Source organism: Alkalibacillus flavidus (assembly GCF_040545925.1).
GTDB lineage: Bacteria > Bacillota > Bacilli > Bacillales > Alkalibacillaceae > Alkalibacillus > Alkalibacillus flavidus.
In genome coordinates, this window is sequence record NZ_JBEPMX010000003.1 from 78,921 (window position 1) to 104,229 (window position 25,309).

The 25,309-nt window shown below is 43.5% G+C and carries 24 protein-coding genes; 12 read left to right on the forward strand and 12 right to left on the reverse strand.

What is annotated here, in order from left to right; translation table 11 throughout:
- Positions 1–619 precede the first annotated feature (619 nt).
- From ABID56_RS04350 to fni, 8 genes are read left to right on the forward strand one after another with little or no spacing between them, the layout of a single operon-like run.
- Positions 620–2,143: a phytoene desaturase family protein gene (locus ABID56_RS04350; protein WP_354219393.1), complete on the forward strand. Its 1,524-nt coding sequence runs from the start codon at positions 620–622 to the stop codon at positions 2,141–2,143.
- Positions 2,133–3,590, forward strand: a complete 1,458-nt coding sequence (locus ABID56_RS04355) for a phytoene desaturase family protein (RefSeq protein ID WP_354219394.1) — start codon at positions 2,133–2,135, stop codon at positions 3,588–3,590. Before ABID56_RS04350 ends, ABID56_RS04355 begins: the two co-directional genes overlap by 11 nt.
- A complete protein-coding gene (locus ABID56_RS04360; protein ID WP_354219395.1) occupies positions 3,587–4,420 on the forward strand; it encodes a phytoene/squalene synthase family protein in 834 nt (277 codons plus the stop codon). Before ABID56_RS04355 ends, ABID56_RS04360 begins: the two co-directional genes overlap by 4 nt.
- Positions 4,421–4,430: 10 nt before the next feature.
- A complete protein-coding gene (locus ABID56_RS04365; protein WP_354219396.1) occupies positions 4,431–5,135 on the forward strand; it encodes a carotenoid biosynthesis protein in 705 nt (234 codons plus the stop codon).
- Complete coding sequence (locus ABID56_RS04370; protein WP_354219397.1) at positions 5,119–5,790, forward strand: lysophospholipid acyltransferase family protein; 672 nt, start codon at positions 5,119–5,121, stop codon at positions 5,788–5,790. The genes ABID56_RS04365 and ABID56_RS04370 overlap by 17 nt, the downstream gene beginning before the upstream one ends.
- Before the next feature lie 19 nt (positions 5,791–5,809).
- Entirely contained in the window at positions 5,810–6,919 is a 1,110-nt protein-coding gene (locus ABID56_RS04375) for a glycosyltransferase family 2 protein (protein ID WP_354219398.1), read from the forward strand.
- The gene (locus ABID56_RS04380) at positions 6,895–8,385 is read left to right on the forward strand and encodes a phytoene desaturase family protein (protein WP_354219399.1); all 1,491 of its coding nucleotides are present in this window, start codon (positions 6,895–6,897) and stop codon (positions 8,383–8,385) included. The genes ABID56_RS04375 and ABID56_RS04380 overlap by 25 nt, the downstream gene beginning before the upstream one ends.
- The gene (fni, locus tag ABID56_RS04385; RefSeq protein WP_354219400.1) at positions 8,382–9,407 is read left to right on the forward strand and encodes a type 2 isopentenyl-diphosphate Delta-isomerase; all 1,026 of its coding nucleotides are present in this window, start codon (positions 8,382–8,384) and stop codon (positions 9,405–9,407) included. The genes ABID56_RS04380 and fni overlap by 4 nt, the downstream gene beginning before the upstream one ends.
- 19 nt (positions 9,408–9,426) lie before the next feature.
- Here fni and ABID56_RS04390 read toward each other — a convergent pair whose 3' ends face one another.
- The 4 genes from ABID56_RS04390 to ABID56_RS04405 all read right to left on the reverse strand — a co-directional run bounded on the left by ABID56_RS04390 (position 9,427) and on the right by ABID56_RS04405 (position 10,832).
- Positions 9,427–9,684, reverse strand: a complete 258-nt coding sequence (locus ABID56_RS04390) for a hypothetical protein (RefSeq protein WP_354219401.1) — start codon at positions 9,682–9,684, stop codon at positions 9,427–9,429.
- 38 nt (positions 9,685–9,722) lie between these two features.
- Positions 9,723–10,067 carry a hypothetical protein gene (locus ABID56_RS04395; protein WP_354219402.1) on the reverse strand — a complete coding sequence of 115 codons (345 nt, stop codon included), beginning with the start codon at positions 10,065–10,067 and terminating at the stop codon, positions 9,723–9,725.
- On the reverse strand, positions 10,037–10,276 hold the full coding sequence (locus ABID56_RS04400) for a hypothetical protein (protein WP_354219403.1): 240 nt from the start codon (positions 10,274–10,276) through the stop codon (positions 10,037–10,039). Before ABID56_RS04400 ends, ABID56_RS04395 begins: the two co-directional genes overlap by 31 nt.
- Before the next feature lie 76 nt (positions 10,277–10,352).
- Positions 10,353–10,832 carry a PaaI family thioesterase gene (locus tag ABID56_RS04405; protein ID WP_354219404.1) on the reverse strand — a complete coding sequence of 160 codons (480 nt, stop codon included), beginning with the start codon at positions 10,830–10,832 and terminating at the stop codon, positions 10,353–10,355.
- Positions 10,833–11,252: 420 nt separating this feature from the next.
- On the opposite strand from ABID56_RS04405, the gene ABID56_RS04410 reads away from it, so the two are divergent.
- Entirely contained in the window at positions 11,253–11,852 is a 600-nt protein-coding gene (locus ABID56_RS04410) for a YczE/YyaS/YitT family protein (RefSeq protein ID WP_354219405.1), read from the forward strand.
- An 18-nt stretch (positions 11,853–11,870) separates the two neighbouring features.
- Positions 11,871–12,770 (forward strand): DMT family transporter, encoded by a 900-nt coding sequence (locus tag ABID56_RS04415; RefSeq protein ID WP_354219406.1) that lies wholly within the window; start codon positions 11,871–11,873, stop codon positions 12,768–12,770.
- Between the two features lie 310 nt (positions 12,771–13,080).
- Here the strand turns inward: ABID56_RS04415 and ABID56_RS04420 are convergent, their stop codons facing one another.
- The 3 genes from ABID56_RS04420 to ABID56_RS04430 all read right to left on the reverse strand — a co-directional run bounded on the left by ABID56_RS04420 (position 13,081) and on the right by ABID56_RS04430 (position 14,818).
- Positions 13,081–13,239 carry a hypothetical protein gene (locus ABID56_RS04420; RefSeq protein ID WP_354219407.1) on the reverse strand — a complete coding sequence of 53 codons (159 nt, stop codon included), beginning with the start codon at positions 13,237–13,239 and terminating at the stop codon, positions 13,081–13,083.
- A gap of 488 nt (positions 13,240–13,727) precedes the next feature.
- Entirely contained in the window at positions 13,728–14,261 is a 534-nt protein-coding gene (locus ABID56_RS04425) for a chromate transporter (protein WP_354219408.1), read from the reverse strand.
- The gene (locus ABID56_RS04430; protein ID WP_377946417.1) at positions 14,258–14,818 is read right to left on the reverse strand and encodes a chromate transporter; all 561 of its coding nucleotides are present in this window, start codon (positions 14,816–14,818) and stop codon (positions 14,258–14,260) included. Before ABID56_RS04430 ends, ABID56_RS04425 begins: the two co-directional genes overlap by 4 nt.
- Before the next feature lie 134 nt (positions 14,819–14,952).
- On the opposite strand from ABID56_RS04430, the gene ABID56_RS04435 reads away from it, so the two are divergent.
- Positions 14,953–15,402, forward strand: a complete 450-nt coding sequence (locus ABID56_RS04435; RefSeq protein ID WP_354219410.1) for an Lrp/AsnC family transcriptional regulator — start codon at positions 14,953–14,955, stop codon at positions 15,400–15,402.
- Positions 15,403–15,434: 32 nt separating this feature from the next.
- On the opposite strand, the gene ABID56_RS04440 is transcribed toward ABID56_RS04435, so the two are convergent.
- The 3 genes from ABID56_RS04440 to ABID56_RS04450 form a co-directional block, all read right to left on the reverse strand.
- On the reverse strand, positions 15,435–17,048 hold the full coding sequence (locus ABID56_RS04440) for a gamma-glutamyltransferase family protein (protein ID WP_354219411.1): 1,614 nt from the start codon (positions 17,046–17,048) through the stop codon (positions 15,435–15,437).
- 474 nt (positions 17,049–17,522) lie between these two features.
- Positions 17,523–18,254 carry a MerR family transcriptional regulator gene (locus ABID56_RS04445; protein ID WP_354219519.1) on the reverse strand — a complete coding sequence of 244 codons (732 nt, stop codon included), beginning with the start codon at positions 18,252–18,254 and terminating at the stop codon, positions 17,523–17,525.
- Positions 18,255–18,769: 515 nt separating this feature from the next.
- Positions 18,770–19,705 (reverse strand): acetamidase/formamidase family protein, encoded by a 936-nt coding sequence (locus ABID56_RS04450; RefSeq protein ID WP_354219412.1) that lies wholly within the window; start codon positions 19,703–19,705, stop codon positions 18,770–18,772.
- Positions 19,706–19,948: 243 nt separating this feature from the next.
- Between ABID56_RS04450 and ABID56_RS04455 the strand changes: the two genes are divergently transcribed.
- Positions 19,949–20,884 carry an NADP-dependent oxidoreductase gene (locus ABID56_RS04455; protein WP_354219413.1) on the forward strand — a complete coding sequence of 312 codons (936 nt, stop codon included), beginning with the start codon at positions 19,949–19,951 and terminating at the stop codon, positions 20,882–20,884.
- A gap of 35 nt (positions 20,885–20,919) precedes the next feature.
- Here ABID56_RS04455 and ABID56_RS04460 read toward each other — a convergent pair whose 3' ends face one another.
- Positions 20,920–21,771, reverse strand: coding sequence for a patatin-like phospholipase family protein (locus ABID56_RS04460; RefSeq protein ID WP_354219414.1), 852 nt, complete (start codon positions 21,769–21,771; stop codon positions 20,920–20,922).
- A 649-nt stretch (positions 21,772–22,420) separates the two neighbouring features.
- A complete protein-coding gene (locus ABID56_RS04465) occupies positions 22,421–25,309 on the reverse strand; it encodes a DEAD/DEAH box helicase (RefSeq protein ID WP_354219415.1) in 2,889 nt (962 codons plus the stop codon).

The window sequence follows — 25,309 nt, forward strand, 5'->3', positions numbered from 1 at the left end:
CTTAATTATATACATAAATAATCAAAAATTAACATTTTATTTACTTAAAAATACAATAAATTTAATATCGTTTTCATTTTGATATTATTTTTTCTTATATAACAACAATACGTAAGATAAAACAACACTTCAGGATCTTTAACTTACATGATGAATCGATTAATTTTATATAGCATCATTAATAAGATGTAATACACGGTAAACTTACATAAATGTGTTCGATTTAGACATTAAGTAACATTTTGATTTGGTTATAAAGTTCCAGATAAACCTAACCAAACGTTCATCGAAACTGCATGAATCTCTCTGAAAAATGCCGGAATCCTTACGAAAACTGCATGAATCTCTCTAAAAAGTGCTGGAATCCACTAATTTTAGTTCCGTTTAATAACTCATTAAAAGGGTATAGTCTGACATACCTTCCACACCTAAGATCCTCTACCTTTCACACTTAGCTGCAATTTTTGTCTAAATTCACCACGCACAACAACCATTTAGCGCGACTTTATTTGAATATTTTTCATGAAACAAGCCTTAAAACTATACAAAAGTTATACAAAAAGTTATAATAAACACATTCATTGAGAACGTTGTTTGTCGTAACAAAGGGGAGATGCGCATGTCGAAAAAAACGATTGTTGTCGGAGCTGGGCCGGGCGGATTAGCTGCAGCGATGCAGTTAGCACGGAAAGGTTATGACGTTGATGTTTATGAAAAACAACCACAAGTCGGTGGGCGGACGTCGAAACTTAACCTAGGTGACTATTCATTTGATTTAGGGCCGACGTTTTTTATGATGCCTCAAGTGTTAGAGGAAGTGTTCGAACGCGTCGGCCGCAATTTATATGATTATGTCGACATGAGAGAAATTGATCCGTTGTACACGTTGAAGTTCGGCGATGTGACGTTTCAACCGAGTCGTGATGTTGAGGCGACAGCTGAGCAGATTGAATCGTTATTCCCGGGTGATGCAGCAGGTTACCGTCAGTTTTTAGACGTTGAAGGGAAAAAATTCGACCGTGTGATTCAGTTGTTGCGCCAACCGTTTAGTTCGTTTACGGATTTTTTCACGAAAGACATGGTGCGCGCACTCCCGAAACTGAACGCATTCGATACGGTGCACGGGCGCTTGAGTAAATATTTTAACGACGAACGATTGAAGTGGGCGTTTTCTTTTCAGGCGAAATATCTCGGGATGTCGCCGTGGAATTGTCCGGGGACGTTTACGATTTTGTCGTTTTTGGAGCATCGTTATGGGTTGTATCATCCGATCGGTGGCGTGAATCGTGTGTGTGAAGCGATGGCTGAAGTAATTGAGGAATTCGGCGGCCGCATTCATCTCGAAGAACCCGTCGAACGCGTGATGGTTGAAAACGGTAGCGCGTCTGGTGTTGTCCTCTCTGACGGTCGCACGGAAACGGCAGATGACGTCGTGATTAACGCCGATTTCGGTTATGCGATCAATCATTTATTCGATGAACAAGATTTAACAACATACAAACCGCAAAAGCTAGCCAAGAAAAAATTATCGTGCTCGACATTTATGGTCTATCTCGGGATTGATCACCCAATCGACTTACCGCATCATATGGTGTTATTCGCTGAGGACTATAAACGTAACGTCGATGATATGACAGAACGCCAAATCTTGTCTGATGACCCGTCGATCTATGTGCATAACCCGAGTCAAATCGACCCGACGCTCGCACCACCTGGCAAAACTGCACTTTATATGTTAATGCCTGTACCGAACGTCGCGTCCAACATAGATTGGAATGAAGTCAAACAAGATTTGCGCGACGATATGATTCGAACAGTCGCCAAAGAGTCTGGTATCGATAACTTAGAAGATTATATTGAAGCAGAACATATTATTACCCCAGCAGATTGGCAGGACACGTATCACGTTTATCAAGGCGCGACGTTTAATTTAGCGCACAGTTTAGATCAAATGATGATTTTCCGACCGCACAATCAATTTGAAGATGTGGATCATTGTTTCTTAGTCGGCGGCGGGACACATCCTGGTAGTGGCTTACCGACGATTTTTCAATCGGCGATGATTAGTGTTGATCTATTAACCGCACAACGTGGTTACGAACAAAACTTGATCCCTAAAGGACGTGTGACGTATGACAGTTAGTGTAATCGGCGCTGGTGTCGGTGGCATGGTGAGCGCCTTGCTTTTAGCACGCAAAGGTTATAACGTGACGATTTATGAACAAAACGATTATCTCGGGGGTCGTCTAACATATGAAACGAACGGCGAATTCACGATCGACCAAGGCCCAACGATCGTCTTGTTACCTGACTTGTTACGAGAGATTTTGGATGAAGCTGGTGTACCCCGCGACGCATTAGACTTGATTCCGTGCGAGCCGTTATACGATTTGTTTTTTGAAGACGGGACGAAGATGACGAAATGGCGCGACCCCTTAAAGCAACAGGAAGAATTGAATGCCTTCTCCCCAGGTGCAGGCGATGCATTTAGATCATATATTAGGGATATGAAAGACATCTATCATTTTGGGTACGACGCATTTTTATCACGCGCCTTTCACCGGATGCGCGATTTCTTAACCTTTCAAAACTTAAAGTTCGTGTTCAAATCCCAATCATACCAATCTTTGTCGACGTTTCTATCCCATTACTTCAAAGACGATAAAGTGAAACAAACGTATATGCTGCAAAGCCTTTACATTGGCGGGTCACCCTACCGTGTTCCTGCATTGTACGGGTTAATTTCCTATAGCGAGCACGCATACGGCATTTGGTATGTGAAAGGGGGTTATCACGCGCTCATCCCGGTCTTAGAGCAGGCGTGTTACGATCACGGGATACGCATTCACACAAACGCAACGGTTGAACGCATTCATGAACAAGACCGCCAAGTCACAGGGGTGCAAGTAAACGGGCAATTCGAGCCGTTTGATCACGTGATCTTTAACGGCGATTACCCGTTACTCGATCAATTGGTGGATGACCAACCACCGAAAAAACAACCGTCATACCAGCCATCATCAGGTTGCTTACTCGTTTATTTAGGGGTGAATAAACGCTTCTCTGATCGGCAGGCGCATCAATTTTTCTTACCGAATAGGTTTGACAAGCATATGAAAGAGGTATTTGAAACACATACTCTATCAAACGACCTTTCAACCTATGTCTTTAATCCCACTGCTTTAGATTCTAACGCCGCACCACCAGACAAAAGCGTGCTCTATTTATTAATCCCTGTTCCAGCTACGCCAAACATGGATTGGGATCATGTACAAGATCAACTCGTCGACCAAGCATTAGAGACAATTGAATCAAGAGCATTTCCGAATTTACGAGAACATATCAAATGGAAGAAAATCCGCACACCACAAGAAGCCGAGCAAAGTGGGTTGTTTATGGGGGGCAGCTTTGGTATTGCCCCGCACCTCAAACAATCAGGAGCTTTTCGTCCGCAAGTTGTGCATCCGTCAATTAAAGGACTTTATACCGTCGGTGCTTCAGTCCACCCAGGTGGGGGCATTCCGATCGTGATGCAAGGTGCACGTTTGTTGGCGGATCATTTTGAGGAGAAAAAGGAGATGATCATATGATACTGAGTCAAGATTTTGCTGATGCGTGTGAACAAATGATGAAAAAGGATTCATCTAGTTTTTATCACGCGTTCAAACATTTACCGTCCCCTCGAAAAGAAGCGGTGTTCATTATTTATTCGTTTTGTCGCATGATTGACGACGCCGTTGATGAGCCGGAAACGTCGCCATATACATTGGATGAATTGGAAAATAAGTTCACGCATTTAAACGACGCGGAGGGGCATTTTATTTGGCCTGCGTTGCGCTTTTTGTTTCATCATTTCTCCGTGACGAAAGATCCGTTTTACACACAGTTTGCCGGACAACGACTCGATTATGAGCAGACGCATTACGACACTTTGGAAGACTTAGAGGAATATTGTTATCGGGTAGCAGGCTCTGTCGGTGAAATGCTCCTTCCTGTCTTACACGATGCGCCGTCTGAACGGGTGACGGAGGCGGGCATCGCATTAGGTAAAGGCATGCAGATCGTCAATATTATTCGTGATGTCGGAGAAGATCAACAGTTAAACCGTCGTTATTTACCACGTGATATACTAGAGAAACACGGCTATACACTAGAGGATTTTGATAATCAAGTGGTTAATGAAGCGTTTGTCGATGCGATTGAAGCGTTAATTACACAAGCCGATGACTGGTTTGAGCAAGGCTTAGACGGACTCGACACATACCCGGACGAAAGTGCTCTAGCAATCAGACTCGCTGCAATGTATTACCGTGAAATTATCGAAGTCGTTCGCGAGCAAGATTATCATGTGTTTCATGAACGGGCGATTGTAAGCGCCGACCGTAAAGCAAGCCTTTTCTTACGTGTGATCAATGAATAGGATGGATACGATGAAGCAAATCTCTTACATGGCATTCGTCATTTGGACGTGTATCGGTTTTGTCCTGATGTTTTTTTGGGAAGTGCCGGATTGGTTAAGTTTTTCGAATAGTATCTTTCTGATCTTGTTTGCGCTCGCGACTGTTGCGTTATATGACTGGAGCACGCGAAATATTTTAACCGCCCTCGCAATCGGGCTTCTCACCTATACTGTTGAAGTAATCGGCGTAGCGACGGGCTTTCCGTTTGGGACGTATGAGTACACAGATACACTCGGATTTTTAGTGCTAGGCGTTCCGTTTACACTCGGGTTCGCGTGGATTGGCGTCATTTATAGCAGCCTATTTTTGTCGACGAGTTCGAACCGTGTCATCCGCTCACTACAAATCGGGTTTTGGGTGCTTGTCATTGATGCGATCTTAGACCCGGCAGCGATTGAGCTCGGCTTTTGGGGGTGGGAGCATTCAGGCGCTTATTACGGGATTCCTCTGACGAATTTCATCGCTTGGTTTGTATTAGCGTTTATCGTCAGTCTCATGATTCCGAAACAGACGATGAATGCGCGCGACCGACGGCGTGGCGTTTGGCTCTTTCAGCTCATCGTGTTATTTTTCGGCATCCTGACAGCACGTGAAGGTGTTATTAGTATCTTAATCGTCACCGCAGTCGCCGTTATGCTTGCAGAAGGATGGTATCGTTATGATCGAAGCCAATAAACGCCTAGGGTTTAAACGATTATTTTATCTCTATCAAAAATATCACTTAATTCGTAAGCACTTTAGTACGGTCAGCATAACTGGTGATATCGATGAAAAAACCGAAGTGCCAACGATTTATATTGCTAATCATAGCTCGTGGTGGGATGGGCTGCTTATCTTTCAATTAACCGAGCGTTTTTCGAAGAACGACCATTATATCATGATGAATGAATCTGGTTTAAATGAGTATCGTTTTTTTCAAAAATTAGGTGCTTACTCCGTGAACCGCGATCAGCCGAAAGATGTTGTTCGCTCGTTGTTATATACACAAGACCTTATCGCCCAGGGCAAAAAAATATGGCTGTTTCCGCAAGGCGCCATCGAACACCCACAAGCGCCGCTTCAGTTTCAAAAAGGTATCGGCTATTTAATCCAACAATTTGAGAAGGCCGCGGTGAAACCTGTCACATTTCATTACTATCACTACGAACACCCTAAAACAATCGGCGCTATTGACGTCGGTGCGGCGAAATTGATTAATACGACACAATCAAAGTTAGACATCGCAAAGGATTGTGAAGCGTTGTTACAAGCACAACGGGACAAACAAGTGAAGGCGTTGATCGACAAACCGGACGCACCGTTTGACGCGCCGTACATGTCTTTACGATAAGAAGCGGAGGAATGCATGGATGACTACGCTATTATGGATCGTCACGATTTGGCTATTAGCGCAACTCGGATTCGTGATGTATAACATGCGGATTTATCCGAAAATGGGGGCGCGACATGATGATAGTCACGCAAACGAGACGGTGTCTGTGCTAATACCGGCGCGTAATGAAGCGGATAATATTGAGGCGTGCATCCAATCGATTGAGCGTCAAACCGTCCAACCCGTCGAAGTGTTTGTATTAGATGATCAATCAACTGACGACACAGCCGTTAAATTAAAAGCTTTACGCGCACGTTATCAGAGACTGTCTTTTTGGCAAGGCGAGCAACTCCCTGATGGTTGGAAAGGCAAAGTGTTTGCGTGTCACCAGTTAGCCAAACATGCAAAAGGCGATTGGTTGTTGTTTATCGATGCAGACGTCCGACTCGACGAGCGTGCACTTGAAGCGCTAACCCCCCATTTACACACGCAACAACGCGGAATCATTTCCGGTTTCCCGAAACAAATCGTTAAGACACAGTTAGAACGATTTCTCGTGACGATGATGCAGTTTGTGATTTTGTGTCATCTTCCAGTAAGACAAATTACACGCTCGAACGATCCGAAATTCGCCGCAGCACACGGCGGTTTCGTCGCAGTTGAAAACCATACATATAACCGTATCGGCGGGCACGAATCGATTAAAGACGCGATAGTCGATGACATGGCGTTAATGAAACGCGTCAAACAACATAGCGAACCCGCACAACTGCTCAAAATCGACCGTTACGTTTGGATGCGGATGTATCATAACGCGAGTGATGTTTGGCGAGGTTACATGAAAAATATTTTTACAGGGTTGAACCGTAATTACCTACTCATGATCGTCGTTGTTTTCATGTACACGTTGCTCTACACCCTCCCGCTTGTCACGATATGGGTGCCAGAGTGGCGTCTATTGTCTGCGAGTGCGTTATGGCTCGCTATCATCACAAAGCTACTCGTCGATTGGTGGAGTGGCGTCCGGCAGTGGCACGGGTTAGGTATGGCGATAAGCGCGCTGCTCATGGTGATTTTATTACTCCAATCGGCTTGGACATCGATTCGTAAACGAGGCTACGTATGGAAAGGACGACGTTATTTATGACAAAAGCGATTATTATCGGCGCAGGGCTCGGCGGATTAGCCAATGCGATTGTGTTAGCCTCAAACGGTTATGACGTCGAGGTGATCGAGCAAAATAGCGAAGCAGGTGGCAAATTACAACAACGCCATGCTGCTGGGTACCATTTTGATTTAGGACCGAGTACGATCACGATGACGCATATGTTTTCGGAGGTTTTCGCTTTAAGCGGCCGTGACATCAGTGATTACATCGAGTTCTATCCAATTACAGCCGGGACGATGAACATTTTTCCTGACGGGACGCGCATTCCGTTTTCGCCTGATACCGAACGTGTACAAGCCGCCATCGCAAACGTGAGTGAACACGATGCTGCTCAGTACCCTGCGTTTTTACAGAGGAGCGAGTCGTTTTATGAGATTGCTGAACATCATTTTTTGAATCGATTAATGTACCGGTGGCAAGATAAGCTCGACTTGACGTTAATCAAACAATTTATGCGAATTAAGCCACTGACGACGTATCAAGATTGGTTAAAAGGTTATTTCAATCATCCGTATATTTTAAATATGTTCGGGCGATATGCGACTTACATTGGCTCGTCGCCGTATCAAGCGCCTGCAATCTACGGGATGATGGCCTATATTGAAGCAGGACTCGGTGTGTACAGTGTTCGTGGCGGGACGTATCAAATGGTTAATGCGATGCGCGAACTTGCCGAAGAATTAGGTGTGAGCATCACATTTAACCAAGAAGTCACCAATATTGTGACCGAAAACGGACGTGCTGTAGGCGTTGAAATCGCGCAAGATATCGTGCATGCCGATCACATCATCGCGAACATGGACGCATTGACGGTTTACGAACGCTTTTTCCCCGAACGGGCGACGAAAGTCCACAAAACCGAACCATCGTTATCCGGTTTTGCGTTATTATTAGGGTTAGACACCCGATACGACGAATTACAACATCATCAAGTCTATTTTCCAGAGGATTACGCAAAAGAATTCGATCAATTATTTAAAACGAAGGAACTGATTGATGATCCGACGATTTATATTTGCTTTAGTGGTTATGACGATGGTTCCGTCGTGCCAAGTGCTGACCATAGCAATTTGTTCGTCTTAGTTAACGCACCGAGTCAGTTGGAAGGGGTCGACTGGGAAGACAAGAAACAATCCTATACCGAGCACATTCTTGATTTATTAGAAACGAAAGGGTTAACGAACGTGCGTGACCACATCGATTATATCGAGGCGATGACACCGCAAGATTTACACTGGCAAACCGGCGCTTACCAAGGCGCGATCTACGGCGCGAGTTCGAACTCGTTTAAGCAAGCCTTTTTCCGATTACCGAATAAGGCTAACGACATCGACCGGCTTTGGTTCGTCGGTGGATCGACACACCCTGGTGGTGGCACACCGATCGTTACACGTTCTGGCAAATTAGTAGCCGAAGCCATTATGCAAGAGGAGGCCAAAACATGACAGACGACATTCATAAACGAAAAAGCGAACATATCACATACAGCCTCTCCGACGAGTCTTTAGGTACTAACCGAAGCGGGATTGAAGCATATTACTTCAGGCATAACGCGTTACCTGAGATTGATTTCGACGCGATCGATTTAAGCACATCGCTGGTTGGCCAATCGTTATCGAGTCCGTTTTTAGTCAGCTCGATGACAGGTGGTGCGGAGATGGCGGAATCGATTAATCGCCATTTAGCTATCGCCGCGGAACAACAAGGTTGGGCACTAGCGCTTGGGTCGACACGGGTTATTTTAGAAAAAGAAGACTTCCGTTCATCGTTTCAATTACGATCTCACGCGCCGTCCATCCCGATTATTGCGAACTTAGGCGCCGTTCAGCTCAATTACGGCGTCACGCACGCTGACGTCGAACGGATTATCGATTTGACTGAAGCGAACGCATTAGTCTTGCACTTAAACTCGATTCAAGAAATAATTCAACCAGGCGGCGACACGAATTTCGCCGGATTACTTGAAAAGATCGAAGCGTTAGTAGACGCGCTATCTGTCCCAGTCGGCGTGAAAGAAGTCGGCTTCGGCATCGACCGCGACGTCGCTCGTCAGTTATATGATGCTGGCGTATCATTTATCGACATTGCAGGCGCTGGCGGCACGTCTTGGAGCCAAGTTGAAAAACTGCGCTCACAGGAACCGATCAAAAAACAAGCCGCTGAAGCGTTCGCAAGTTGGGGAAATCCGACCGCTAAATGTTTAACCGACGTGCGCCAAGCGTTACCTGATCATCCGCTTATCGCAAGCGGCGGCATTCGCAACGGATTAGACGGAGCAAAAGCCATTGCATTAGGGGCCGATTACGTCGGGTTTGCGCGGAAAATTTTGAAAGAAGCAGTGGAATCGCCTGAACACGTCATCGAATGGATGAAGGTGAAAGAATTAGAACTCCAAATGGTCATGTTCGGAATCGGCGCGAGCCATTTAGACGACCTTAAAACGACAGACCGTATTGAAAAAGCGTGATCACCTCCAGTTGAGATGATCACGCTTCTTGATGATGCATTTTATAATCTATGACTAACATGACGATTGCTATTCCGAATAACACGATGATATGACCATTGAACGCCCAGCCATCACGCTGCATACTTTCGGTTAAAAAATACGCAATCACCGCGAGCGTAAACAACGTGTTAAACACACTAAAATAACGGCGCGAGACACCTCGCAAACGATCCACACTATAGACGACAACTAAAACCGCTATAATAATACTAACTAACGTCAGCATAATCGCCATAACCATCACCCCAATGACCGTACAAAGCATATGATTTTTTACTTACGGACGCTTTTTAACCATTTTACAAACCAAAACGTCGAAAAAGCAATCGCAAGGTCAATGACAAATAAATACCCATAATGAAAGCGATCAGCCATATGCGTCAACCCAAGCCACGATTCAATCGGTGCTAACACAAACGCGAAAATAGCGCTCAAAACCGTAATATAAATGTAGTAATTTTTGCCGTGATTCGTACAATATTGATAGACTAACATAAAACCAACTGGTAAGGCAGATGCCACCATCGTGAAGGCTGACGGCAACATCGTCGTCAGAAAATACATATGTCGATATAATACTTTTATCTCTAAATAATTACTCGTATAATTCCATAACATATGCACGAGCAATCCGAAAACATAATCTCAAACAGACGCGACCGATCTATCGCAAAATATAAAATCACTAATGGCGTAATAATTAACACGATATTTAACCAAAAAGGCCAAGATGACAGCGATGAATACGCACGCCAATACTCATTAATCAATTGTGTTAATTCATCGGTTCGTTGCAAAATCGCTTGCCAGTAGGATTGTTTTGTCATGACAATCCCCCATATGCATCAGATATGATATCATTCTTAATCTGTTGCAATTAGGAGAATTTATGCGCTTAATTTGTTACGCCTTCCCGAAACCATCTGGCATCACCGCAGCGACGACTAATCCTTTTGCTACGATATCATTATTAGCGTAAACGACCGTATGAACATTGAATTTTTTCGGATGCACTTCTTCCACCTCACCCGTTACACGCAGTTCAGTGTGTTGCGGTGTCGGTTTTAAAAATTGCACGTTCAGTTCAGCCGTGACAAACCGCGGTGGCTCGACGCCATCTTCAGGTTCATGACCTTGTTTACGATGTAACGCAAGCGACGCGGACCCTGTCCCATGACAATCAATTAACGACGCCAACAATCCACCGTATACATACCCCGGAATCGCCGTATATGCTTCAGGCGGTTCATACACCGTAAGCGTCTCATCACCATTCCACCCTGTACGGAATCCATGCCCTAACTCATTGTTGCGCCCACAACCAAAACAATGCGCCAAATCACTCGGATAATAATCTTGAATCGCATGTTTAATCTCACTCATCACTCACCCACACCCTTTCTATCATTCTATTCAAAATCTTAACACGAAATCTGATACAATAGAAATCATGCACCCACCAGCACATAAAGTGCAAGAATCTTTTGTGAAAGTGCTGGAATCATCCTGAAAAGTGCACGAATCTCCCACGAAACTGCGGGAATCCTTCGCGAAAGTGCAGGAATCATCCCCAAAATTGCAGGAATCCTCAGCAAAAGTGCGTGAATCTCCCGCGAAACTGCGGGAATCCCTCGCGAAAGTGCACGAATCTCACGCAAAAGTGCTGGAATCATCCTAAAAAGTGCACGAATCTCACGCGAAAGTGCTGGAATCATCCTGAAAAGTGCACGAATCTCACGCAAAACTGCAAGAATGAAAACTCAGTCACATCTATAGAATGAATAAACAGAAAGGCAAGATACAATGGTTTACAAACAGTTTACGATCTTTTTTATCGGATTATTGATTTTCTCTTACGGCATTGCTTTAGCGATTCAAGTTCAGTACCTCGGCATCCACCCGTGGGACGTTCTTACGATTGCGTTTTATGATTTATTCGGATTATCAGTCGGGACGTGGACCGTCATTATTGGTCTTACGATTATTATCTTTACCTTTTTCGCAAGACGTGAATACATCAACATCGGCACCTTTTTGAATACATTTTTAGTCGGCGTGTTTGTCGATATGTTTTTATACTTACAATGGTTTCCGACAACTGGCTACTTAATCGGAGATATCATGATTATGCTGCTTGCGATTATCACGATGGGAATCGGTGGCGGTACATATTCGGCTGCTCAAATCGGCCTCGGCCCGCGTGACGGATTTATGCTATCGATTTCTGACATGACGGGCAAATCGATTCAGCTCATTCGTATTTACGTCGAATCTGGCGTGTTGCTAGTCGGTCTTGTTTTAGGTGGACCGGCTTTTATTTTTACGTTTATTTTCACTTTCATTCAGAGTCCAATTTATCAGCGCGTCTTTTTGTCAATCAAACCTTACACCGACCGCGCTTAGTAGAGCGGAGATGACATGATGGTTAAATATTATATGTTTCTTATATTAGTTGTGATGATGTTTTCCGGAAACTTAATCGTCGGGAAAGCTGTATCCGAGCTGCCCCCGATTACGGTCGCCTTCATCCGCAACGTGATTGCGTTTTTAGTGATCGCGCCACTCGGTTTAAAGCAATTCCGGCAATATTTTGATGTCTTCCGTCGTGACTGGAAACCGTTATTAGGGTTTGCGTTAACCGGAATCACAACATTTAACGTCCTTATTTATTTATCGCTCAATTACACGACGTCAACGAATGCCGGCATTGTCGAGGCGACAACCCCAGTATTCGCAATGATTGTCGGCTATATCTTTTTAAAAGAACGACTGTCTAACCGGCAAATTTTCGGCGTTGCGCTGTCGTTTGTCGGGGCTGTCTGGGTTTTAATCGAAGGGTCGATCGAGCGATTATTGGCCTTACAAATTAACCCCGGCGACTTAACGATGTTGCTTGCGATGATTGTTTGGGCATTTTATTCATTATTACTCAAACAACACAACCATAAATACCCAATCTACGGCGCGATGTTTGCGATGATTGGACTCGGCGCACTCGTCATGATTCCGGTCGTCGCAATCGAGTGGTTATTCGTTTTTCCCGGCGCTGAGCTATTTTATGTCGAGAGCATATCAGGACTGCTCTATCTCGGGATCTTCCCGTCAGTTATCGCTCTATATTTTTGGAATTCAGCCGTGCAAAATCTCGGCCCATCATTATCGAGTGTGTTTTTAAATTTACTCCCCGTTTTCACGACGATCGGCGCGATGATCTTCCTCGGCGAAACCGTAAGCCTCGCCCAAATCGCAGGCGGTGTAGTCGTCATTACAGGCGTTTTGATCGCGACAAATGTGAGATTGTCGATGTTCAAACGCGGATGATCGGTGAATTCGACGATAAAATTGGCAGATCGACGATATATTTCGGAGTTCAACGATAAAATTTGAATTTCGGCGATATATTTTAGGAATTGACGATATTTCTTTGAAATCGGCGATAAACCCTGGCGTTCGGCGATATCATCGGGAAATCGACGATATCTCGGTCACGCCATCTTTCAATTGGACACAACGGGCTCGCCCGTTGTGTTCTTTTTTTGACCAAAAAATAAACCGGTCAGTCCTCAGACTAACCGGTAGCAGTTGTTTCATCTATTTGAATAGTATGAAATAGGTTCTCTATCTAACTCTTTTAGCGATGTGCTAGATCCATTTCATTGTCATTATGAACTGGCTCTAGGCGTAGATCGGATTTTTTCTTCTTGATGCGATTCACAACACTATCCACAAAATATACAGTCGCTAAAAAGAAAAATACAATCGTTGAAACAAGAATTAAAGATGTTGTCATCTTCATCTACCCCTTTCCAGTAAATTTTATGATATTTCATAATTTCCTACTATATAGTAGCACATATCTTATTTATTTCAAGTCAAAAAGCTCATTCTTTTAAATTCTTTTGATTCCTGTCACATGCTATCAATTCCTCCAAATTTGCTAATGGTATCAAGAACGCGCTCGCGACGGCGGTGTAAGCGCTATCACAAATGATATTTTGGCAAATTTGCAGATATTTGCGGAAATTTAAGCATCAAATAGATTTTGTTTTATTCAACAGATCTATACTTTTAAATTCAGCAACATTCACTTACATAATCGTGTATTCTGCAAATTTGCACCTATTATCGGCGAAATCGGCTGCTTATACGGCGATTTTACGCGTCGATACGGCGATAATTCAGATTTTATCGGCGAAATCAGCTTCACATACGGCGAAACGGCCAAGACCACAAAAAAAGCGAAATCCCTCACATTGAGGAACCTCGCTTGTCATGCCATTATGATAAAAAGATAGCGCCATACGAAAGCGCGCCGATAATAACGAACGCGGGATGAATGTGCCAGCGTTCGAGCGCTAAGAAACTAAGTACGACGAGCAGAATCGTTTGGACGAGCCCTGCTCCTTCATAAGACGTCGCGAAAAATTGGTACGCTAACACGCCGAGTAGCACGGCAATCGCTGGGCGGATTAATGTCGTCATCCGCTTCACTTTCGGTGAGTTTTTAAATCGCATCAATAATTTTAATAAAATAATCATCGCGACTAAGGACGGAATCACCGTAGCAGCAATGGCGACAACAGCACCGAACACGCCACCAACTTCATAACCGATATACCCTGCCATTTTCGTCGCGATCGGCCCGGGCAAAGCATTGCCGAGCGCGAGCACTTCACCGAATTCAGGCGTCGTCATCCAGCCGTAACGCTGCACGACTTCATACTCAATAAGCGGAATCGAGGCTGGGCCACCACCATACCCAACAACCCCTGGTATTAAAAACGCTAAAAATAAATGCCAATACTCGATCATGATGCCTCACCTTCTTTCGGCGACCGGCGTACGAGCGCATAAATAATGAGTGCCGCAATCAAAATAGCCGGATGAAGCCCAATTAATTCAAACGCAATTAAACTGACAACACTTAGCCCAACCACGACTGGCCAACCTAGAGCTCTTTGCGACCGGCGCAAGAAATTGAACGCGAGCATAAACAACATCACCCCGACAACCGGCGCGATCGCATTCGTCATACCTTGCACGACAGGCGAATCACGATAATTAATGAGCACACTAATAAGCGCAATCATAATGAGCACCGTCGGCAACACGCTTGCAGCCAGAGCTGACGTCAGTCCCGCATAGCCGCCGACACGATAGCCGATATAACCCGCCATCTTCGTCATGATCGGGCCAGGCAGTGTATTACCAATCGCCAAAATATCCGAAAACTCTTCATCATCGAGCCAACCGTAAGTCTCGACAACTTCTTTATGGACGAGCGGAATCGTCGCTGGGCCGCCACCATAACCTAACATACTAGCCCGAAAAAAGCCGATGAAGATGTCTTTTTGTAAAGCAAAACTCAAGTGCATCACCCTTTCTGACGACTCAAAACGATTAAAAAATAACAGAATTATTTATACTTCAGCTATGATATGACATTTTGCGCCGTTTCTTTTATAATTAAATTAACAATCTCAATTGAAATGTGGTGTTTAGAATGAAATTGAATGATACAGATTTTAAAATTTTGAATATCTTAAGTGACAACGGGCGTATGTCTTACGTTGACCTAGCAAAGGAGCTCGGCTTATCCCGTGTTGCGGTTCGCGATCGCATTAATCAAATGCAAGAAGCTGGCATCATCGAGAAATTCAGCGTCGTCATCAACTCCGAAAAAGTTGGCAAAGGCGTGTCTGCTTTCTTTAACGTGGACTGTGAGCCGAATTCACTCGTCTATGTCGCTGAAAAATTAGCCGATCACCCAAGTGTCGCGAGCTGTTATCAAATGACGGGGCCGAGTACATTACATACACACGTCCTAGTCGAAGATTTCCAAGCACTTGAAAAATTCATTAACGAAGAACTGTACGCCCTTGAAGGCATTACACGCGTTGAAAGCCACATCTTACTTCGCCGCTTCAAAAGCCGGACAGGTCTTAAATTATAAGAAACAGGCTGACCTATCAGCCTGTTTTTTTATTACCATGCGGCGACATCGCCATCTGTTCGGTGCTCCGTTCCGCCTGCTAACACGCCTGTTTCTGGGTCACGCCAAATAATTTGCCCGCGCCCGAACTCATATGGATAGAGTGTTTTTTGAATGTTATGCCCTTTTCGCTGTAACGCTTGGGCGATATGGTCTGGGAACAACGGCTCGACTTTAACCGTCTTATCTTCGACCCATTGCCACCTCGGTGCATCGAGCGCTGCCTGCGGATTCAGATGAAAATCGACCGTGTTCATCACGACTTGTGCGTGGCCTTGCGGTTGCATAAAGCCTCCCATCACACCGAATGGCCCCACTGGCTGATCGCCTTTTGATAAAAAGCCTGGGATAATCGTATGGAACGTCTGCTTCCCTGGTTTAAGGACATTCGCATGATTTTCATCAAACGAGAACGTATGCCCACGATTTTGCATGGCAATGCCTGTCCCCGGAATGACAACCCCTGAGCCGAAGCCCATGTAATTACTTTGAATAAACGACACCATATTACCGTCGCCATCAGCCGTTGATAAATAAACTGTGCCACCACGCGGCGGTTCACCCGGTTCAGGCTGTAGTGCTTCATCGCCGATAAGTTCGCGGCGTTTTTCCGCATAGTCATCAGACAATAAATCTTCCACTGACACGTCCATCTCATCTTTTTGCGTAATATATTCGAGACCGTCAGTGAACGCGAGCTTCATCGCTTCGATTTGTTTATGATACGTCTCGACGCTTTCTTTTTCATTAAATTCATAGCCTTTTAGCATATTAAGTGCAATGAGAGCGATTAATCCTTGCCCGTTCGGCGGAATCTCCCACACATCATAACCACGATAATTCACTTTAATCGGATCTACCCATTGCGGTTTATATCCCGCCAGGTCATCCTTCGTCAAATAGCCGTCATGTTGTTTGAAAAAGTCATCAATCTGATCAGCTAATTCACCACGGTAAAACGACTCCGCTTTTGTTTCGGCAATCTTGCGTAGTGTTTCTGCGTGACCTTTCGATGACCACATCTCACCCACTTGTGGTGCACGTCCATCTGGCGCGAAGGTGTCAAACCAATGCTTGAAAATATCGTCTTCAAACGTCTTCGTAAATTTGTTGTAAGCCGCTTGCCAGTGGAATGCTAACGTCGGTGACAACGGATAACCTTCCTCAGCATATGTAATCGCCGGCGCCATCACGTCCGTTAAAGGCAATTTACCGAACTTTTCCGACAATTCAGCCCAAGCTGCAGGCGTACCAGGCACCGTCACCGGCACTTTACCGAACGTCGGCATTTCATCATAGCCCGCTTCTTTTAATTTCTCGACGGAAATATTTTGCGGGGCATAGCCACTTGCGTTCAAGCCGTGAATTTGACCATCGACCCAAACAAGCGCGAACGCATCCGAACCAATGCCGTTCGATGTTGGTTCTAACACGGTAAGCGCGGCTGCAGTTGCGATCGCTGCGTCAATCGCGTTACCACCTTGCTTTAAAATATCGCGCCCCGCCTGTGCCGCGAGCGGTTGCGACGTCGCCACCATGCCGTTACGACCATAAACGACATTTCGACGAGAAGCATACGGATAATATTGCGCATCATATTTTGTCATTTTGTCATTAACTCCCTTCATTAACTAAACAATGATTAAACATTTTTATTAATCCTATCACATTAAGTAAATATAATCGAGTATTTTTGAACAAAAAATTATTTTATATAAATCTGGTGATCGACGATATATTCTGAATTGCGACGATAAATGTTCTTGATCGACGATAAAACTAGAATTGCGACGATATTTCCGAAAAATCGGCGATAAATCATCATAATCAGCGATACCTCAGGCCCGCTTGCATCAAAAAAAGAGCGGCTCCCACCACTCTTCTTCATCTCATACATTCAATATTACAATAACCGACGCCGTTACTTGACACCCGACAATTCGAACAAAGCGCTTTATTACACGTTCGGCATTTGCCGACCGCACGCTTGTCGCAGTATTGGCACGTCTCCATAGCATGCCTCCTAACACCTATTTTTCCTTAGTGTATGCAGGAGGCCTATTCGCTATACGCGTTGACCACTACTGTCGTTCGGCAAATTTCGCCATCGTCTCACTCATAAACTTGGCAAGACCATCCCCGAATTGATCGATATTTTGTTCAAAACGCTCATCTTGGACATACATCATGCCCAGCCCTTTGAACATCTCAGGCGTGTACGTCGCGACGTTGTGATTTAAAAAATCATACCACTTTTTAATCGCGGTTTGAGCCTCTGTTGACGTTGGGTCCACGTCGCGAATCGTCGCTAACTCACGGTAGATCGCATTCATCTCTTCCTGCTTCGACTCATCCATTTGCGCGACATTCGACTGCGCTTCATCAACCTTCGCATCACCCCAACGTTCGCGCACTTCCTCTTCGTAAGGATTTACACTAAAATCAAATCCTTTAAATTTCTCTTCATTCGCCACGCTTATGCCTCCCTTCTGCGCCTCGATTGCTCCATCCACCGTCTCCAACATTCGATCGAGTTGCGCTCGTTTATTTAACAACATCTGACGGTGAAGCTGCAACGCCTCGAGCTGATCATAGGCCGGGTTGTGGATGATTTCCTTAATATCTTTGAGCGGCAACCCGAGCTCTTTAAAAAATAAAATGTGCTGAAGCATCGTCAAATCGTCATCCGAATAGTCACGATAACCCGTTTGCGGATCTTTATCAGGCGTCAACAGCCCAATCTCATCATAGTGATGCAGCGTGCGCACACTAATGCCGACTAACGATGCGACGTCTTGTACTTTCACGATGATCAACTCCTTCTCCTGTAGCATAATCCCTCACGCAACGTGATAGTCAAGTCAGATTTGTGGAAATCCTCTCATTTTATTGGGGATAGATTCGGGAAAAATCCCCTTACCTTGTGTACAACTTTGGGATAAATCTGCATGTAACGTGGAAAAACCTTGTGAAATCGCTCACTTATGCACATTTGTACACAGATTGTTGTGTACAAAGTTATTTTGTCCACAATTTTTCAGTGGACAAGTCGCCGGTTATGCACAGTGGCGCATTATATAGATTCATGTTTTACTAAAGCTTTGTGGATATGATCTGAATGTCGGATTTCGCCGTATTCGTCGTGATTTTCGCCGTATAATTCCAAAAAAGCGCCGTATCTGCTTTGATTTTCGCCGTATGTTCAAGAGATTTCGCCGTATAACGCTCAAATTTCGCCGTATAACGCTCAAATTTCGCCGTAAAACCGATTTTTCACACTAAAAAAACCTGCCCCACAACGTTACGGGAGCAGGCTTCTCACCATTAATTACTTAAAAATCTTTTGCGGTAAATAAGCTGAGACGAGATAATTCGGCACATCGACGATTTCGCTAATTTTCAAATCGACTGCGACACTTGATAAAGCGTACGCATCCTGATCGCTCAGTCCGTATGTTTCGCCGAGATGCTCAATCATATACTCCACCGCTTTTTTCGATGCCGTCATGAGGTCGTCGCTATGACCAGTCGTCACGTAATATCCTTTTTCATCTAAGCCTGTCGTCAGTGGGCCTGGCGTAATAAAACGCGGTTCTTGGATCGACTTGCCCTTATGTAGCTTGAACTTAAGCTGAATTTCCATCGGGGCTTCAATCGCTGTCCCGCACACTTCACCGTCACCTTGCGCGGCGTGCGTGTCACCAACTGAAAAGAGCGCTCCAGCGACCCACACCGGTAAAAACAAACGCGTCCCTTTCGTTAAATGACGAATATCCATATTACCCCCGTTTTGACGCGGCGGCACGACACTATGCTCACCCGCTTCAGGCAGCGCTACACCGATCGTTCCCGGAAACGGCTTCGTCGGAATCTCGATGCCATCCGCAAACTGCGCCACATTTTGATTGTTTAAATCCCAAATTTTCAAATGTGGATCAGGAAATTGCTCATTCAATAAGCCAAAGCCCGGAATAATCGCCGTCCAACCCCAGCTCATCGTACCAAAATGCTCAATCTCCACTTCAAGCGTATCGCCCGGTTCTGCGCCTTCCACATAAACAGGCCCCGTCACCGGATTTACTTTGCTAAAATCTAAATTCGGCACATCACTCGACGTCGATTTCTCAGACAATTGTCCACCAGACGCGTCGTGCACTTCGAAATGCACACTCTCACCTGGCTTCACCGACTTAATCGGCTCCAAACTGTTATCCCATACCGTATGATGACAATGTTTATGAATCGTATGATCATGATTGTGCATAATATCACTCCTTTTTACGCATCATAGCACAGAATGATCTAAATTTTTAGTTAAATGTTTTAAAAATTTTTAATTTAAGATGATCTGGATGTCGATATCGTCGAGTTTTACCATAAATCGTCGCAATCAGCTATATATCGTCGATCACCAATCAAACCAAGCACATCATTTGTCGCGCCCAACTTATTTTACTTACAATAGATAAGTAACTGATTATAAATAAAAATGGAGAGTGACCCTATTATGCAAGCGATAAGAATACATGAATACGGCGGGCAGGAACAGCTCATCGAAGAAACGATCGAAAAACCAAGGCCGGAATCTGGCCAAGTGATCGTGAAACAGCACGCGACGTCGATTAACCCACTCGATTGGAAGCTACGTGCTGGTTACTTACAAGACATGGTCCCGTTTGAATTCCCCGTCATTTTAGGTTGGGACACAGCAGGCGTCGTCGATGAAGTCGCCGATGATGTAACCGATTTTCAAATTGGTGACCGCGTGTTTGCACGCCCTGAATTAACGAACGAAGGCACATACGCGGAATACACAGCCGTTGATGCACACTTACTCGCACACATTCCTGAAAACATTACATTCCAAGAAGCAGCCGGCGTACCACTGACGACGATGACGGCTTGGCAATGTTTATACGATTTCGCCGATATCCAACCAGGTGATAAAGTGTTAATCCACGCAGGTGCTGGTGGCGTTGGCACGATGGCGATCCAACTCGCTAAAATAACAGGTGCCCACGTCGCAACCACAGCTAGCACACACAACGTCGAATTTCTTTATTCACTCGGTGCTGATGAAGTCGTCAATTACAAAAAACAAGATTTCACCGATGTATTAGAAGACTTCGATTTCGTCCTCGACACGCTCGGCGGCGAAATTCAAGAACACAGCTATAAGGTGTTAAAAGAAAGCGGCAAGCTAGCATCCGTCGCTACACCACCTGATGAAAACCAAGCCGAAGCACACAACGTCAAAGCCGGATTCGTTTGGTTACAGCCCGTCGGAGAGCAAATGCGCGCGATCGCAAAACTGCTTGAAGACGAAAAAATCAAACCTGTCATTGGCCATCATTACCCACTGTCAGAACAAGGCATTCGCGACGCCCACGCGCTAAGCGAAACCCACCACGCCAAAGGTAAAATTGTAATAGATATCGATTAATCAAAAAACTGGATGAGCGCACTCATCCAGTTTTATTATTGCTCTAAAAATTGTCTTAACGACGGCGCGAGGACTTCCGCATCGTGATAGCCTTGATTGTAAAGCGCCGTCAGTTTTTGCTTATTCCGTTCGACACGTCCAACTTCTGGTGCGCTCGAAGGACTAATGACAAACACATTCCCTTTAGCTTCTTCCTTATAAATATAATCAAGCGTGTCATTGTACACGTGATGACGACGATTCAACGCCTCAAGCAATCCAGGATAATCCCGGTATTTTCGCCGGATCCATCTACGAAACGATTGCGGTTTTTTGTAATAGCCACGTTCTTTCGTTAGCACCACGACATGCTTCGTGTTACCATCGCGTTCTGACTGGCGAAGCGGAATCGGGTCCGCAATCCCACCATCCATTAAATAACGCCCTTCAAACTCGACAACAGGGGCCACTAACGGAAGGGAACTCGACGCCCGAAGCAACGTCACCATGTCATCAGGGTATTCCGACTTTCGGTAATACAACGCCTCACCTGTCATACAATCCGTCACACCCACAACAAAATCCTCTTTTGCCTGGTCAAACGTCTGATAATCAAATGGCGCTAACTCATTCGGCAATGTATCAAACAAAAAATCCATCCCGAACAACTGCCGCTTCCGCACCAAATTCCGAAGCGACAAATAATCCGGATGGTCCACAAAATCAATATTCACACGACGATTCCGGTCCAACTGCCTCGCCACATACGACGAGCCATTACAAGCCCCCGCCGACACACCAATCGTATACGGCAAATACCAATCCTGCTCCATCATATAACGCAACACGCCAGCCGAATAAACCCCGCGACTGCCGCCACCTTCTAGAACTAAACCTGTTTGTTTCATCGTATCCCTCGTTTTAGTCAGAATAACTCCTCGATATTTTTAACGAAAAAGACCACATTCGAAATTGGAATGTGGTCAACTTATATTAATTCATTCATCATCAAACAAATATTACCAAACATAATAATCAATTCCCAATTTTTGAAACCATTCATTTAATTCATGTCGTTCCCGTTTGCTCAGCTTTTGTGTTTTTAAGTAATTTAAATCAATATTTAGCTTGCTCAATATTCATTTTCTGTTGTCCTTAAGTTTTTTTAAAATCTTAGCTTCAACTGGGTCTCTAGGACGCAATCGACCTTCATTATATCTAGGATTTTTTTGACTTCTTGTTCAAATTCTTTAATCGTGTCTCCATATAATTCTAAGTTCTTTTTTCTTTGGCGTCGCAACTCTTCTAAGGTCAAGGGTTTCATCTTCAATCCCCTCCTATAAATTTCACACCCAATATCATATCATCTTATTCCAATGTATACTTTCTTTATAATATAATAATACGCCTCAGTTGTTCCTTTTTCAAATAAAAGTTACCAGTCCATAATCAATAACAAACCAAAGTCGCTTCAAAAGCCCCGTCTCCGAATTTAGACAGTTGGTTGATGCTTTTGAAGGTCGTGGTACTTTGAATTTGTATTAATCGAAAAACATTTTATTCATCAGTTAAATACTTATATAAATGATATTCCACAGGTTGTTCCAGCATCATGTTCATATGGACGACAGGGATTTGCTTCCCGTGTTTATCCAACATCTTATCTTCTTCTACAGTTTCTCTGTCAGGTGTCGCCTGCCCTAGATAATAAAAGTCTTTCCCTTCATCATCATCTTTCTTTAGGAAAATATGAATATCAATACCATGATCTTGAGAATGAATAATATTCTGCACCTCATGTGACTTTAATGAACGATTACTTCTGGTGTACCATTTGAAAACGTCAGGACTTAATAACTCATCACCGTAATCAATACTCGATTCAACATCTTGTTTATGGTATGTTACAAAAATCGGACAAGTCCCATGTTTTACTTTATACCCATAAACCGTTGAACTTTCATCTTTATCCCATTCCAATAGTTTACAAGCATCTTTGCGAGAATATTTCTCATAAAGCGTAAACGGCTCATCATCATCGTATGACTCAGCTTTTTCTTTAGCTGTGGCCAATACGTCTAACACTAATGATTTAAAGAATTCATCTTCTAGTCCTTTAACAAAGGTATTGTTTAAATATATTTCATTTTGTTCAATTGAAACTAATGACTCTCCTCCATACTTTTTCATGTCAGTCTCTTTGAAAAAAGATAAAGTGAATATATTTTTCACTGATTGAATCGTCTTATCATCAATTTCACATCCAAGACTGGATAACCTACTCTTATAGGACTCCTCTGTAACCGAACTGTGATTAATTAACATCTCTAATAGAACGATCTCATGCATTCGTTTACCATTTAATATTTCTTTGGATAGCATCGTTAATATTTTATATTCTTGTAGACCAACACTCGGTAAATCTTTCACCCCAACTTTGTGCAAGAATTCAAAGTAATTATCGTATTTATCAACAATTACTTCTGGATCAATCGATTCATGATTTAAAAAATCATATAGATAAGGAATTTCACCTAGCTTGTACTGAAGCTGTTTAAACTCTTCCCGTAAAATTTTTAACTGCGATAAGTTTTCATTGTTAATAGAATCAAAAACGTGTTTCTTAGCAACTTCTTCAAAATTTATCGTTGATACACCTGTGATATAACTTGTATCAACCGTTTTTCGTCGAATATTATCTTTATTTTGTGAATGATCACCTGATAAAGCAACAGGAATCAAATAGTTTTTCTTGTAATTACCGATAAAATCAATCACCGTCACAAAATCTTTTGAATCATGTTTTCTTAGCCCTCTTCCTAATTGCTGAACAAAAATAATGCTCGATTCAGTTTGTCGTAACATGACCACTTGATTGATCGATGGAATATCTATTCCTTCATTAAAAATGTCGACCGTCAAGATATAATCAAGCTCGCCATTTTCTAGTTTATTAACATATTCTAATCTCACATCCTGAGAGTCTTCACCTGTTAGGGCAACCGTTCTGTAGCCTCGTTCATTGATCAACTGCGATAACTTCTTGGCTTCTTCTCTTTGACTACAAAAGATCAAGCCCTGAACACGATCACCGGAATATCCGTAATAATGTATTTTCTCTAATACGTGATCAACGCGTTCTTTCGTGACTAACTGCGACAATTTTGTTGTGTCATCAATTATTTCTCCATTTATTTCAAAGTCTGTCACACCAAAATAGTGAAACGGAGAAAGCATGTCTTCTTCCATCGCTTCTTGTAAACGAATTTCATAAGCTATGTTGTAATCAAATAACTCATAAATATTAAAATCATCCGTACGTTCTGGTGTTGCAGTCATACCCATTAAAAATTGTGGTTCGAAATGATTAATCACTTTTTGGTAAGATTGAGCACCTGCCTTGTGGACCTCATCAACTAATATGTAATCGAATAATTCTGGATCTAATTGTTGCAGTGTTTCATCTTTAGATATTGATTGAATCGTCGCAAACAAATATCTAGCATTCAGATCCTTGCTTGAACCAGACAATATGCCGTAATCATCATCTTTACCACCCAGAATCGTCTTATAATCTTCTAATGCTTTTTTCAATATTTGCTCACGGTGAACAATGAATAACATCCGTTTCGGTTTATAGCGCCTGACATCAAACGCAGATAAAAACGTTTTACCTGTTCCGGTAGCAGATACAACCAATCCTTTATCATGCCCCTGGCTTCTGACCGCTTCTATTTCATGCAAAGCTGCTTCTTGCATTTTGTTCGGTGTGACATTCACTGCTTTCTCTAGCGAATTAAATTGATACTCTCCGGGGAAATCAAAGACGTTGTCAGACCATTGTTCCTGAGCAGTTGGCTGATACATTTGTTCATACTGGTCAATCCATTCAGACGTTAATGGCTGCGACTGATCCCAAACATCTTCAAATTGCTCTTTAAAATGATTGATCAACTCACCATTATCATGTGAGGTTAGCTTTACATTCCATTCATGATTCACTTTCAATGCATGCGCTGTCAGATTAGAGCTTCCAATAATTAATGACTGATAAGAATCTCGTTCGAATATGTATCCTTTTGCGTGAAAACCCTCTACATCTGTTAAACGCACTTCAACATTTGTCACTTTTAATAATTCACGAAACACATTTGGTTGATTAAAATGTAAAAATGTTGATGTCAAAATTTTACCTTTGACTCCCTTTTTCTTGAGGTCATACAGTAATGCTTTTAACGTAGCTAGTCCACTCTCTGTGATAAATGCAACTGAGAAAATAAATGAATGACAGTTCTCTAACTCTTCATGAAAGGCTGATAAAACCGTGTGACGGTTTTGTTGATCATTAATCAATAATTGAGGTTTGTAGGCTTCACTACTCTTCACATAACGATCAATAAATCCTTTCCTCAGGGAGTTTTCTAATTCTTGCACAAAACTTTCCAT